The organism is Amphritea sp. HPY (genome assembly GCF_050870985.1).
Taxonomy (GTDB): domain Bacteria; phylum Pseudomonadota; class Gammaproteobacteria; order Pseudomonadales; family Balneatricaceae; genus Amphritea.
In genome coordinates this window covers 2,232,762-2,245,293 of sequence record NZ_CP194015.1, presented here as the reverse complement: position 1 = coordinate 2,245,293, position 12,532 = coordinate 2,232,762, and the positions used below count along the sequence as shown (strand labels likewise).

Sequence of the window (12,532 nt, the reverse complement as noted above, 5' to 3'; positions counted from 1 at the left end):
TGCGGTCAATTAACCGTGCAAACGATCGTATTTGGCTTGCAGTTGCTCTTGGCTTTCCTGGTGATTTGGATCGATAACGATACACTCAGCCGGGCAGACCAGTTGGCACTGCGGTTCGTCGTGGGCGCCGACACACTCGGTGCAGTTTTCAGCATCAATGACGTAAAGAATACCGTCACCCTCGCTGATTGCGTCGTTCGGGCACTCCAGTACACAGACATCACAAGCAGTACAATCTTCATGAATGATCAGGGCCATGGTCGTTCTCCTGTGCTATTGAATTTTTTATGGGCGGCTTTTGATTAAGCCGCGCCCGATCAAGACGCCTTAGCCAGCGCCTCGAGTTTTTGTAGTTTTTCGTGGCGGAACGCACCCCATAAGGCCGCACCGATCGCACCTGCATAAGCGGAATCTTCGTGGCTGCGGGCTTCGCCCTTGAGCTTCAACTTCTGCATCGACTCGTTCAGGCCGTCGATCATGCCGCTGTCCAGAGCCAGGCCGCCGGTACAGAGCACAATACCGTCGGTGGCCTTGATCACCCGCAACAATTTAGCCAGACGACCCGCCATCGACAGGTGAATACCTTTGAGGATATTCGGCGCCGAGATGCCGCGCGATACCATGTTGATAACATCGGTTTCGGCCAGTACCGCGCAGATACTGGAGACGATCTCCGGATTGTCAGCCTGGCGCGACAGGGTGCCGATCTCATCCTGAGCGATACCCAGATAGCGTGAGATGTTCTCCAGAAACTGTCCCGAACCCGATGCGCATTGGCTGGTCATGCGATAGTTGAGCACCTTGCCCTGGTCGTCGATCTTCATCGCCCGACCGTGCAGTGCGCCCATATCCAGTACCCCGGTCGCTTCCGGATCAAGATAGATAGCACCGCGTGAGTGGGTGGTCATCGAGTAGAAATGACCGGTGCGGAAACTGATGTTTTCACCGTCGCCGGTGGTGGCGCAGTAGGTTACATCGTCGCGGGTCAGGCCGTTGTCCTCCAGCAGCTGGTCGTAGGCATACGCCGACAGCTCCAATGGGTCACGGGTCCGAATCCGGTCGTTACGTTTGGCCAGCCATTCGACTTTGCCGTTCTCGTGTTTGAAAAGCACCGTTTTAACAGCACCAGTACCTAAATCAATACCTGCAGTAATCATGGTTTATGCCTCCACTGCGCGGCGGGCAAATTCTGCTGCCCCCAGTGCGCCGGTGTAAATGGAATCGGGATCGATGTTGATCTTCAGATCACCGTAGTTTTCCTGAACCAGAATACGTAGCTCCTTCACGGCGGCTTCGTTTTTGGCCACGCCGCCGGTAAAGGTCAGCTCGTCTTCGACACCGCCAGAGCGGGATAGGATAGACATCGAACGCAGGATAATGGCGCGGTGCAAGCCGGCGATAATATCTTCGCGCTTCTCACCTAGGGAGAGTCGGTCACGCAGCTCGGCACCGGCAAATACGGTACAGGTCGAGTTGATCGATACTTTCTTGGTCGACTTCATCGCCAACGGTCCAAGCTCGTGCAGACCGAGTTGCATCTCGTCGGCGATGTAGCCCAGGTAGCGGCCACAACCGGCGGCGCAACGGTCGTTCATCTGGAAGTTGACGACGATGCCGCTCTCATCGATCTGAATCCCCTTGGTATCCTGGCCGCCGATATCGAGTACGGTACGGGTCTTGGGGTACATCAGGTGCGCCCCCAGGCCGTGGCACAGAATTTCGGAGCGGATGTGATCCTTGGGGAAGGGCAGGCGAGCCCGGCCGTAACCGGTACCGACCACATAGGTCTCTTCGAGTTCGATATCGAGCACTTTTCTCAGTGCCGACTGGACCTGACCGAAATCGGTAGACTGGATCTCGTCAGCGTTAAGGGTGCTGTCGAGTGCTGTCAGGAAGGTTTCACTCATATCTACTTCGGGTGGAATGTTCTCAACTTCGATGATCGATTTGTCGTAGATGTTGATCAATGTATCTGAGTTGATCTTGAGCTGGTCCGCCTCTGCCTCAGCGACTTCCATATAGACGGTACCGGCCAGATCACGGAAAAAGTCTGACTTACGCTCGGCACCGGGCTCGAATAGCTTGGACATCTCCACTTGTAGTGCGGCGAAGGTGCCATCAAGGGCTTTCCCCAAAGTGACCGAATCCTCTTTGTAGTTGCCCTCGGCGGCTTTTTCGCCACACAGCGTTTGCAGGTTCTTCAGCTGGATCAGGAACTGGGCCAGGCGGAAGTGCCGCTCCAGCATGCTGATGGTATCGTCGGTACTCAACGACAGGCCTGATGTCGTGTCCAGCTCCTGGCGCAGTAGTACCAGTCGCGCGCTGATCAGCGCCTCGGTCTTGGCAACCAGCGCCGCTGTATCATAGTTAGAGCGGGAGTTGGTGATGCCGTGCCCGAGCGGGGTGCCGGTATCATTCATGACAACCGCTTTAGTTGTCGTCGATCCCAGGTCAATTCCGATAAAACATTTCATAACTGGCTCCTGTTAACGCGCGCTGGCGATCATGTTGCTTTGGCCCTGACGGCGTTGCTCGATCATCTGGAAGTAACTCTCCAGACGGTTCTTGACGTTCGCCGCCGAGAAGTAGCGCGGGTCAACCAGATCGGTTTCGACGAAGGCGCCCGGTACACCGGTGCGCTTTTCGATCTCTTGCATCATCATCAACTGACCGGCAGAGAAACTGTTACAGCTCTTGATCGAGTTGATGAGCAGGCCATCGGCCTCGTAGTCTTTGACGTACTTCTCCAGCATATCGACGCGCTTGGGCAGGTTGCGGTTGGTGTAACAGCCCAGACAGTAATCGGCCAATGACTCGAGTGGGTTGTCGGCATCGTGGCGGAAGCCCTGGTCATAAACGCCGCCCACCTTGGTGTAGGTGCTGGCGACAACCACCGCGCCCTCGTCGTAGAACATCTTCCAGAACTCGCGGAAGTTGGTCCAGTTGGGAGGCCCTTCCATGACGATGCGATACTTCTCTTTGCCCATTGATCCACCGGGAGTGATCGGTCCCTGACCGTTCTTGATCCGCTGTTCGATCTCCTGGCGCAGCACCCTGTAGTAATCGACAGCTTGTTGAGTACCCCGGAAGGCGGTAAACATCGGTCCGAGATAGTAGATCGCACCAAAATAAGCGTCGATCGGGCTGGGTTTGTTCTTGGCGCTCTCCAGGACCCAAACCAGATCGTCTTCGGCCTTGGCGGAGCGGCGCATCTGCTCGCGCAACGCGTCGATATCGAACTTGTTGCCACTGACTTGCTCCAGCGCCGGGATCACTTCTTCCTTAAGCTGCTTGACCACGAAGTCACGCATGTTCTGGGTAACCTCGCCGTCACCCTGGTAGGGTACCTGCAACATTACGGTCGGGCACTTGTACTCCTGGCGCAGCAGCTCGAACCATTTCATAAAGGTGAAGCAACCGGTGTAGGAGAGCAGCAGCAGGTCGGGATTGGGCATCGGTTTGCCGTTAGGGGCGATGTTGCCCTTGCTCATCATGCCGATGTCGGCCTTAACGTAGGTACAGACATCCTCGGAGTGACCCATCCGCTCGGCACTCTGGATCATGCCGCCACTCTGTTGGCGCATGGCGTTCTGGATGGCGTTGGTTTCCGGCAGGTTGTTGAGCATGCCGAAGCTTTGGATCAACTCGTTCAGGTTGCCGGGCACGAAGGTTGAACAGACTTTTTTGCCATTATTGGCGGTATCAGTCAGGGCATCGTAGTTGGCATTGATCATCTCCTTTTGCATCAGCATCGAGGAGTCTTTCTGGGGATCTAAGGTTTCAATGTTAGCGCTCATGACTAGCTCCAAAGCTTGATGGAATCGGCGAAGGTACCGGCTTGCTCACGGATCGGTTGCATCTGTCCGGAGTTCTCGGCGTACTTGAACGAGATATGTGGGATATCGTGCTCCTTCATACGGTCGGTCAGCATCGGCCGTTCCAGCAGTGCCGGGTCACAGAAGCTTGGCGCGGCGAAGATAACTCCTTCTGCTTTGCGCTCCTTGACGGTGCTCAGCAGATACATGCCGACATCTTCATGGCGGTCACAGTACTTGGCTGCCGAGTCGGCCGATTCATGCAGGAAGGCATCGGCCAGGTTTTGCAGCGGATTGCCTTCGCTCGGTACTTCGTTCAGCAACCAGCGGTTAACCAGCATGTAATCGTCGTCGACGATATAGCAGCCCGCCAACTCGATCGAACGGATCAGGTTCAGCGGGGGTTGCTCGCAGAATGAACCGTTGATGATGATGCGGCAATTATCACGCTTTGGATTATCCTGACGCATCGCTGCATCCATATAATCGCGCAGCATTTCGTTGTGCTCTTCGACCGGTATCACCATACCGGCCCGGTTAAGCAGGTAGACGTCGTTACTGGAGACGTTGTGTGGCATCTCAGCACGCAGGTCATAAAGTTCACGGATCAGCTTGCGGTTTATGTTGTAGATCTGGATCGAATTACGGATCGCCTCGTCGGTGATCTTGTTGCCAGAGAGTTTCTCTAAGCCTTCGCGCAATTCTTGCAGTTCGGCAACGTAGTAGTTGCCACCGATGTCGTCTTTGTAGTTCTGAGGGACATCGAAATAACGAACATATGCCTCAGGGAACATCAGTTTCCACATTCCTGACAGGTTACGGATAACGTCGCAGATACTGGGGAACAGCATGCCGTCGACGAAATCCAAACGGCCGGTCTTGCCCAGTTCGATGGTGGAGCGGGGGATGCGGCAGATGTAACTTTGGTAGTACGCATCGCCGTGGATGACTTCGAGATTGTCGCCGCCACCCAGAATACCCAGCGACATCATGTTACCGGCGTGCATGATCTCACGCGGTACGTAGACCGGCATGTAACCGATCACCTTGCGAGAAGGGTCAGCAGCTTTCCATTCGCGGGCTGCGGTGAAGTGTGTATCTTCATACAACTCTTCGCAGCGTTTAATAATATCTACTGTACTCATAACTATCGGTGCTCCCAATTTGCAGCGCGTTTCTCGACGAATGCCTGTAAACCTTCTACAGCGTCGTGGGTCGCCATCAGTTCCTGGAGGTAAAGGGCTTCAACTGTTGCCAGTTTTTGTTTGATTCGTTCAATGCTGTCAGCACTGGCAGCTTGCACAGCAAAGCGTAATGAGCGGGCACTGACTGATGCCAGATGGGTATCAAAATAGGCTTCGGCAGCGGCGGATGGATCCTCGCTGACCTCGTTAATCAAGCCGATGCGCAGGGCTTCGTTGCCATCGATGCTGCGGCCCGAGAAGAGTAAGTCTTCTGCCTGGCTTTGACCGATGCGCTCGGGCAGCAGGCAGGATGCGGCGGGGGCAAACACCGCCAGTTTGATCTCGGGTTGACCCAGGTTGGCATTGGCCTGGGCGAACAACAGGTTGCCAGCCAGAGCGACTTCCAACCCCCCGCCCAGGCACTGACCTTTAATCGCCACCAGAATAGGTACCGGGCAATCCAGCATCTGAGTGATCAGTGCGTGGAGGCTTTTTAACATCGCCTCACACTGGTCGGGCATATGCTCGGCAACACTGGCGCCAAAGCTGAAATGCGATCCCTCGGCATCGAGGATCACCGCAGTTAGCTTGGCAGAGCCCAAGTGTTTATCGAGTGCTGCGCTCAGAGCTTCGATCATTGCCGCATCGACAATGTTGGCCTTGGGTCGAGACAGGCGTAACCGGAGTAAGCGGTCCCCCTTTTCTAACCAGACTCTTAGCGGACTGTCGCTCATCATTGTGGTCCTTTGTTATTGTTGGAATGTGCAGTTTTGTGCCGGTCGTGCTGTTTTGATATGAACTTTAGTGCATCTTATGGGAATGTTAACGTTAACGTCAACATGTTTTTTTGACGTGACAAAGGCTTTGCTTATCGACCGTTCTGCTACGTGGAACGGTGGTGGCGGTAGCGGTGGAGGTTAGGCGGTGAAATATGTCATCGTGAGATGCGAATAGAGGGTGATGGTCGCTGATGGACGGCTTTTAATAATTAGATTTCCAGACGTCTCCTTTACGGGAGGAGGGTTTCTTAACATATTTCAGGCGCGGGTCTCTATTCAATAAAACAGATCTGATCAATGGGGAGGCTCTATGATTGAATTTTCAGAAGCTTTTGGTGTTGCTTTCTCGCTATTGATCAGTCTGGATCATGAGCTGGCTGAAATCGTGATGCTGTCTTTGTCGGTCAGTCTGGTAGCAGTGTTAATTGCGATTATTGTTGGCATGCCATTGGGAGCCGCTCTGGCAATCTTCGCTTTCCCTGGGCGTAGATTTGTAATTGTTGGCTTGAATTCCCTGATGGGTTTGCCGCCGGTTGTCGTTGGGTTGGTGGTATATATATTACTTTCCAGGTCCGGTCCGTTAGGCGTTCTGGGGCTGCTATTTACCCCTACGGCAATGATTATCGCCCAGGTAATTCTGGTGATGCCTATTATTGCGGCTTTAACCCGCCAGATAGTTGCGGAACTGTGGGTCGAGTATGAAGAACAGCTAAGGTCATTAGGGGCAACGCTCTGGCAGGCATTGCCAACCCTCCTTTGGGACGGGCGTTATTCTCTGGTCACGGCGATGTTAGCGGGCTTTGGCCGCGCTATCGCTGAAGTTGGCGCGGTAATGATAGTCGGGGGGAATATTGATCATGTCACCCGGGTAATGACTACTGCCATTGCCCTGGAAGTGAGCAAAGGCGATCTGGCATTGGCGCTGGGTCTGGGGGGGGTACTCATTTTCCTCTCCATCGGGGTCAATGCGCTGGCATATTTGATTAATAAGCCTGCCTCGCTGCGTAATCCGAGTATTAAGCCAGCCTTGTTTCGTAGTCCGACCAAGGAGAACGCCAGATGACAGGTCACAGTATATTGCCGCTGGAACTCAGAGCGGTCAATTTTGAGGTGCAGGGTAAACGGCTGATTAAAGATGTTTCCTGTACCTTCGAGCAGAACTTGCGCAGCATTATTATTGGCCCTAACGGTGCAGGAAAAAGCCTGTTTTTGCGGCTTTGTCATGGGTTGTTACAACCGGTGTCGGGAGAGATTCTCTGGCAGGGCGGTTGTGAGCATGATATTGCCAGGAAACAAGCAATGGTGTTTCAGCGACCAGTGATGCTACGCCGTTCGGTCCGTGCCAATGTTGATTATGCCCTCTCTATTCGCGGAGTTGCCCGGCCTAAGCGCGAAGCGATTATCGATGAAGTACTGCAGCGCACAGGGCTTAGCCGTTTTGCTGACTATCCTGCACACGCGCTCTCTTTTGGCGAACAGCAGCGCCTGGCTCTGGCACGGGTCTGGGCTCTGAAGCCACAGATCCTGTTTCTGGATGAGCCAACAGCCAGTCTCGACCCGCCAGCGACGCATCTGGTGGAACAGATTATTGAAGCGATTCATGTTGCCGGGACACGCATTGTCATGACTACCCATGATCTGGGGCAGGCCCGGCGTATCGCGGACGAAGTGCTATTCATGCACCGGGGACGTTTGCTTGAGCATGCCCCGGCCGATCAGTTTTTTGATAAGCCTAAGAATGAGCACGCCCGGGCATTTCTGGGTGGAGAGCTGCTCTGGTGGCATCCTAAACACCCGTTACATAAACCCGGATCAAAAAAGGAGATATGCCAATGAAACGATTTTCACCTATTGGGTTATTACTTTCTCTTAGTTTCTTCTTGCTGACGAGTCTGGCCCACGGGGAAGGTTACATCACACTGGCCTCGACCACCTCAACACAAAACTCAGGTCTGTTTGCACATATATTACCTCAGTTTACGAAGGTTTCAGGAATCGAAGTGCGTGTAGTGGCCGTCGGTACGGGACAGGCACTCCGCCTGGCACGTAACGGCGATGCTGATGTTTTGCTGGTGCATCATCGGCCCTCGGAAGAGCGTTTTGTCGCTGACCAATACGGAGTTGCTCGTCAAGACGTGATGTATAACGATTTCCTGATTGTAGGGCCGGCGCAAGACAGTGCCGGTATTCAGGGCTCACGTGATGCGGTTGCTGCGCTGAAAAAAGTAGCGAAGTCGTCTGCTGCTTTTGTCTCCCGTGGCGATGACTCCGGGACCCATAAGAAAGAGCTGGGTTTATGGCAGTCAGCCGCTGTAGAACCGGGAGCCGATGCTGGTGCCTGGTATCGGGAAACCGGCTCCGGCATGGGAGCAACCCTCAACACCGCCAGTGCAATGAATGCTTATGCCCTGGTCGACCGGGGGACCTGGCTGAGCTTTAAGAATAAAGGCTCATTGCAGGTGATGGTGGAGGGGGATTCACGGTTATTCAACCCTTATGGCGTGATTCTGGTGAATCCGCAAAAGCATCCTCATATCAAGGAAACCGAAGGGAAGCGTTTTATTCAGTGGTTAGTGTCTCCGCCGGGGCAGCAGGCGATTGCGGCCTTTCAGATAAACGGTGAAGCGCTGTTTCATCCTAATAAACGTTAATTCATCCATCGCTTAAGCTGTCCGGGAGGTCACTATGAAAGACACTGTGGTAAATGATTGCTGTACTGGCAGTTCGCCAACAAAGATGCTGAGTATCGATGAGGGACTGACGCGCATTCTCGGTGCCGTTACACCGTTGACTGAGAGTGAAACGGTGACGCTTGATTCAGCGCAGGGGCGTACACTGGCCCAAGCGCTGATATCGCCGATTAATGTACCAGCCCATAATAACTCGGCGATGGATGGCTATGCGATACGCGCACAGGATCTGTCAGCCGAAGGTGATACCCGGCTACAGGTTATCGCCAGTGTCCTGGCGGGACATCCTTTTAACGGCTCAATCGGTCCGGGTGAGTGCGTGCAGATCATGACCGGCGCCCAGATCCCTGAAGGGCTGGATACCATCGTTATTAATGAGATCAGCAGTCGCACCGGCGAGACGGTGAGTTTTCCTGCGGGTGTCAGAAAGGGGCAGCACCTGCGTCTGGCGGGGGAGGATCTGGGTAAAGGTCAGGAGGCTCTGAGTGCTGGTACAGGGCTGGGGCCTGCAGAAATGGGCCTTATCGCTTCGTTGGGACTAGCCGAAGTTGAGGTATTGAGAAAGCCCCGGGTGGCCTACTTCTCCACCGGTGATGAGATTCGCAGCCCCGGCGAAGCGCTTCAGGCCGGGCAGATTTACGACAGCAATCAGTATACCGTTACCGCTATGCTGCGTGATCTGGGGGTTGAGGTGATTGAGTTGGGAGTGATACCCGACCAGCGTGAAGCGCTGGAGGAGGCCTTTCAACAGGCCAGCAGCCAGGCCGACGTTATTATCAGCTCGGGTGGCGTCTCCATTGGTGATGCTGATTATGTCAAAGAGACTCTGGACCAACTGGGAGAGGTCGATTTCTGGCGGATGGCGATCAAACCCGGGCGTCCTTTGGCCTTTGGTCGTGTGGAAGACACGCTGTTCTTCGGGTTGCCCGGCAATCCCGTGGCGGTAATGATTACCTTCCTGCAGTTTGTAAAACCCGCACTGAAAAAGCTGCTGGGGGATTCGCACTGGCAGCCACAGCAATTCCAGCTTCCCTGTGGGGAGCTTCTTAAAAGTCAGGTGGGACGAAGTGAGTTTCTGCGGGGCATAATCAAAGCGGATGCTGAGGGGCGACCTGTAGTGCACACCACTGGCCAGCAGGGTTCGGGCATACTGACCTCTATGAGTCGTGCTGATTGTCTAATCGTGCTGGGTCCTGAATGTACCGGGGTGGAAGTGGGGCAACCTGTCTGGGTGCAACCCTTAAAAGGGTTGCTATCATGCTAACAGTCAGCCGGTTTTGCGCAGGATACACGCCAGATTATTACTGACTTTCTCTGAAAGTATGACCGGCGGGCTTTAATGGAAGACTGCCTGCCTGCCGGGCATGCTGATTTCGATTGTATTTAATCGTGTACCCTCTGAGAGTAACGGGTGGTTACTCTTTGGAATTAGAGCGTCTACGAAAAGCTGGTCGATTCAAACCTCAACCTCAGGCATCGAGACATTGTAGGTTTGCTTGCTGAGCCGAGGATGATGTACCGGATAAATTGCGAAGTCATAGTGTCTCTCATCGAGAAGTGATTCCTGAGACGATTCACGACAAGTCTCATATGCCAACAACAGAGCAGGCTGTCACATTAGCCGCCCGGGTGAGAGAGTTGGGAATGCGGCGATTCAAGTCACCCCGGCAGGCTCTGCATTTTGTCAGTGTTCATGCTGTCGTCTCAAATTGAACCAACACAATAGAGTATACAGATCTCTTTTTTTAAATTAATATCCGTAACTAGTTACGTAGTTTGTTTTGTGTGTTTTTAAAGAATGCGAAAAGAGAGGGTGTTATGGATCAGATGCAAAGCTACGGCAGTCTCTCCTTGGGGAGCCGTTTGCGTCGTTTGTCAGATCGTCTGATACAGGATGTGGTTGCAATCTATCAGGCGCAGGGCATTGCGCTGCATCCTACTTTTTTTCCGCTTTTTAATCTGTTGCATCAGCAAGGCCCGTTGTCTGTTACCCAGGCTGCCGAGATGCTGGGCGTCAGTCATCCGGCTATCAGTAAGATTGCCCGCAATATGATCAGTGAGGATCTGCTTAGCCGGACTTCTGATCCCTCTGATGAACGGCGCTTCTTACTGCAGCTAACAGCTAAAAGTGATGCCCTGCTGGTTGGAATAGAGCCGATCTGGCGTGAGATTAAAGCGCATATCGATAAGCTGATTTCACAGCAGGATAATCCTTTGTTAGCAGCGTTGGATGAGTTCGAAACAATACTGGATCAGCAAGGTTTTATTCAGCCGGTGCTGGGACAACTGGATAAAAGAAAGAAGGTAGTTGAGATCGAGGTAGTCGGTTGGGATTCAGCTCTCAGAGACCATTTCAGGGAGTTGAATCTTGAGTGGTTGAACAGCTATTTTGATGGTGAACTGACCGAACATGACCGGCAGGCGCTGGATACGCCGGAAGCATATTATCTGGCCCGGGGAGGGTATATCTGGTTTGCCCGCCGGGTGAAGGATAACGGTGAGCGGGAGGTTATCGGTTGTGTAGCGTTGGCGCGGCATGGCGATAAGCTGTTTGAGATTTCTAAGATGGGTGTGGAGGATCAGTATCAGGGCTTGGGTGTTGGTCGACGTATGCTGCTGACTGCTCTTGATAAGGCTCGCGAGTTAGGTGCTGAAGAGGTCTACCTTGAGAGTGCGACTAAGCTGGAGCGGGCGATCCGGTTATATCGTAATCTGGGCTTCAGTGAAGTACCGCATCCTGATGGTGTCTCTTATTATCCCCGTTCCGATATCTACATGACAGTTAAGCTTTAACGCTACAGAGAACAGCAGGTCGAGTATGTCTGTGACATTGAATTATAAGCAGCGCCGGGAAATGGTTGCCGGTGCTAAAGCAACATTGCCATTAATCCTGGGCGCTATTCCGTTCGGTATTATTTTCGGTACCCTGGCTGAACCCAGCGGTTTGTCGGCTATGGGGGCGCTGGCTATGTCAGTGTTTGTATTCGCCGGCTCCGGGCAGTTTATTGCGTTGGGTCTGCTCGCGGCTGGGGCTGCGATTCCGGTGATTATCGCGACCACTTTCGTGGTGAATTTGAGGCACATGCTCTATGCCGCCAATCTGGTGCCGAAAGTTCGTCATCTGCCCCAGCGCTGGCGGGTAATGATGGCCTTCGGGCTGACCGATGAAACCTTCGCTGCAGTAAGTAACCGCTATCTTGTCGAGCAGGATACAACCGATGCCCACTGGTTCTATCTTGGTTCCTGGCTGGCGATGTATAGCAACTGGGTGTTCTGCACCGGGCTGGGAATCGGCTTAGGAGAGCTGTTTCCGGACATGACAAGTTGGGGCCTGGATTTTGCCATGTCGGTTACTTTTATCGGTATGGTGGTGCCGTATCTCAAGAATAAACCGATGTGGGGAGCGGTTGTTGTGGCAGGAGCTATGGCGATTGCGACGATCTCGCTACCCCATAAGCTGGGTCTGTTGGTTGCTGCGGTCTGTGGTATCGCAGTGGGGCTGTCTTTGCATCTGTTATTGCAGCGACAACTTAATGCAGCTGATACAACTGCACGAGAAGCCGGTTCTGAGGAGAGCGTGCTATGAATGAAGTTATACTTATTCTGGGTATGTTCCTGGTCACCTTCAGTGTCCGTTATGTACTATTTGCCGTGGCCGGTCGGGTGCATTTTCCGGCCTGGCTTAATCTGGCGCTTGGCTTTGTACCACCGGCAGTATTAACGGCCATTATTGTGCCTGCGGTATTACTACCTCAGGGGGAAATGTGGGCCAGTTATACCAACCCCTGGTTGCTGGCGGCGCTCTTTGCCGCGGTGGTTGCATTTATCCGTAAGGATCTGCTGACCACTATCTTGTTAGGAATGTTGATGTTTATCGGACTGCGTTTTGGTCTGGGTCTGTAAGGTTTCCCGGAAGCTCCTGGTTTTATGCTTAAGGTTGATGCTTTAGCTTTGATCGGCTTCGATTCTGGTAGATAATTTACCGGCTTGATACGATACTGGTAAGCTACTTTCCAATCTCTCCCGAATGGAATCGTGGTCGTTATGTTGTAACCCTCCCCGTA

General features: G+C 53.4%; 13 protein-coding genes. 7 read left to right on the top strand and 6 right to left on the bottom strand.

Going from position 1 to position 12,532, the window contains the following annotated elements; translation table 11 throughout:
* Positions 1-9 precede the first annotated feature (9 nt).
* Genes ACQUQM_RS10095 through ACQUQM_RS10070 form a run of 6 tightly spaced genes read right to left on the bottom strand, consistent with a single transcriptional unit; the run spans position 10 to position 5,736 of the window.
* The gene (locus ACQUQM_RS10095) at positions 10-258 is read right to left on the bottom strand and encodes a YfhL family 4Fe-4S dicluster ferredoxin (RefSeq protein WP_432474357.1); all 249 of its coding nucleotides are present in this window, start codon (positions 256-258) and stop codon (positions 10-12) included.
* A gap of 59 nt (positions 259-317) precedes the next feature.
* Positions 318-1,157, bottom strand: a complete 840-nt coding sequence (gene bcrD, locus ACQUQM_RS10090; RefSeq protein WP_432474355.1) for a benzoyl-CoA reductase subunit D — start codon at positions 1,155-1,157, stop codon at positions 318-320.
* Positions 1,158-1,160: 3 nt separating this feature from the next.
* Entirely contained in the window at positions 1,161-2,474 is a 1,314-nt protein-coding gene (gene bcrA, locus ACQUQM_RS10085) for a benzoyl-CoA reductase subunit A (protein WP_432474354.1), read from the bottom strand.
* Between the two features lie 12 nt (positions 2,475-2,486).
* Positions 2,487-3,797, bottom strand: coding sequence for a benzoyl-CoA reductase subunit B (gene bcrB / locus ACQUQM_RS10080; protein ID WP_432474353.1), 1,311 nt, complete (start codon positions 3,795-3,797; stop codon positions 2,487-2,489).
* 2 nt (positions 3,798-3,799) lie between these two features.
* Positions 3,800-4,960 carry a benzoyl-CoA reductase subunit C gene (gene bcrC, locus ACQUQM_RS10075; RefSeq protein ID WP_432474352.1) on the bottom strand — a complete coding sequence of 387 codons (1,161 nt, stop codon included), beginning with the start codon at positions 4,958-4,960 and terminating at the stop codon, positions 3,800-3,802.
* A 2-nt stretch (positions 4,961-4,962) separates the two neighbouring features.
* Positions 4,963-5,736: a cyclohexa-1,5-dienecarbonyl-CoA hydratase gene (locus ACQUQM_RS10070; RefSeq protein ID WP_432474350.1), complete on the bottom strand. Its 774-nt coding sequence runs from the start codon at positions 5,734-5,736 to the stop codon at positions 4,963-4,965.
* A 352-nt stretch (positions 5,737-6,088) separates the two neighbouring features.
* Between ACQUQM_RS10070 and ACQUQM_RS10065 the strand changes: the two genes are divergently transcribed.
* The 7 genes from ACQUQM_RS10065 (at position 6,089) to ACQUQM_RS10035 (ending at position 12,371) form a co-directional block, all read left to right on the top strand.
* The gene (locus ACQUQM_RS10065) at positions 6,089-6,841 is read left to right on the top strand and encodes an ABC transporter permease (protein WP_432474349.1); all 753 of its coding nucleotides are present in this window, start codon (positions 6,089-6,091) and stop codon (positions 6,839-6,841) included.
* Positions 6,838-7,614, top strand: a complete 777-nt coding sequence (locus ACQUQM_RS10060; protein ID WP_432474348.1) for an ABC transporter ATP-binding protein — start codon at positions 6,838-6,840, stop codon at positions 7,612-7,614. The genes ACQUQM_RS10065 and ACQUQM_RS10060 overlap by 4 nt, the downstream gene beginning before the upstream one ends.
* Entirely contained in the window at positions 7,611-8,429 is an 819-nt protein-coding gene (locus ACQUQM_RS10055) for a substrate-binding domain-containing protein (protein ID WP_432474347.1), read from the top strand. Before ACQUQM_RS10060 ends, ACQUQM_RS10055 begins: the two co-directional genes overlap by 4 nt.
* Positions 8,430-8,463: 34 nt before the next feature.
* Positions 8,464-9,732, top strand: coding sequence for a bifunctional molybdopterin-guanine dinucleotide biosynthesis adaptor protein MobB/molybdopterin molybdotransferase MoeA (locus ACQUQM_RS10050; protein ID WP_432474346.1), 1,269 nt, complete (start codon positions 8,464-8,466; stop codon positions 9,730-9,732).
* 554 nt (positions 9,733-10,286) lie between these two features.
* A complete protein-coding gene (locus tag ACQUQM_RS10045) occupies positions 10,287-11,261 on the top strand; it encodes a bifunctional helix-turn-helix transcriptional regulator/GNAT family N-acetyltransferase (RefSeq protein ID WP_432474344.1) in 975 nt (324 codons plus the stop codon).
* Positions 11,262-11,286: 25 nt separating this feature from the next.
* The gene (locus ACQUQM_RS10040; protein WP_432474343.1) at positions 11,287-12,054 is read left to right on the top strand and encodes an AzlC family ABC transporter permease; all 768 of its coding nucleotides are present in this window, start codon (positions 11,287-11,289) and stop codon (positions 12,052-12,054) included.
* On the top strand, positions 12,051-12,371 hold the full coding sequence (locus ACQUQM_RS10035) for an AzlD domain-containing protein (protein WP_432474342.1): 321 nt from the start codon (positions 12,051-12,053) through the stop codon (positions 12,369-12,371). Before ACQUQM_RS10040 ends, ACQUQM_RS10035 begins: the two co-directional genes overlap by 4 nt.
* Positions 12,372-12,532: the final 161 nt, after the last annotated feature.

What these genes read in the sequence shown, in the direction of transcription:
- ACQUQM_RS10035 (WP_432474342.1), top strand. Translation starts at nt 12,051, where the DNA reads ATGAATGAAGTTATACTTATTCTGGGTATGTTCCTGGTCACCTTCAGT.
- ACQUQM_RS10040 (WP_432474343.1), top strand. Translation starts at nt 11,287, where the DNA reads ATGTCTGTGACATTGAATTATAAGCAGCGCCGGGAAATGGTTGCCGGT.
- ACQUQM_RS10055 (WP_432474347.1), top strand. Translation starts at nt 7,611, where the DNA reads ATGAAACGATTTTCACCTATTGGGTTATTACTTTCTCTTAGTTTCTTC.
- ACQUQM_RS10095 (WP_432474357.1), bottom strand. Translation starts at nt 258, where the DNA reads ATGGCCCTGATCATTCATGAAGATTGTACTGCTTGTGATGTCTGTGTA.
- ACQUQM_RS10045 (WP_432474344.1), top strand. Translation starts at nt 10,287, where the DNA reads ATGGATCAGATGCAAAGCTACGGCAGTCTCTCCTTGGGGAGCCGTTTG.
- ACQUQM_RS10060 (WP_432474348.1), top strand. Translation starts at nt 6,838, where the DNA reads ATGACAGGTCACAGTATATTGCCGCTGGAACTCAGAGCGGTCAATTTT.
- ACQUQM_RS10050 (WP_432474346.1), top strand. Translation starts at nt 8,464, where the DNA reads ATGAAAGACACTGTGGTAAATGATTGCTGTACTGGCAGTTCGCCAACA.
- ACQUQM_RS10065 (WP_432474349.1), top strand. Translation starts at nt 6,089, where the DNA reads ATGATTGAATTTTCAGAAGCTTTTGGTGTTGCTTTCTCGCTATTGATC.
- bcrA (WP_432474354.1), bottom strand. Translation starts at nt 2,474, where the DNA reads ATGAAATGTTTTATCGGAATTGACCTGGGATCGACGACAACTAAAGCG.
- bcrB (WP_432474353.1), bottom strand. Translation starts at nt 3,797, where the DNA reads ATGAGCGCTAACATTGAAACCTTAGATCCCCAGAAAGACTCCTCGATG.
- bcrD (WP_432474355.1), bottom strand. Translation starts at nt 1,157, where the DNA reads ATGATTACTGCAGGTATTGATTTAGGTACTGGTGCTGTTAAAACGGTG.
- bcrC (WP_432474352.1), bottom strand. Translation starts at nt 4,960, where the DNA reads ATGAGTACAGTAGATATTATTAAACGCTGCGAAGAGTTGTATGAAGAT.
- ACQUQM_RS10070 (WP_432474350.1), bottom strand. Translation starts at nt 5,736, where the DNA reads ATGATGAGCGACAGTCCGCTAAGAGTCTGGTTAGAAAAGGGGGACCGC.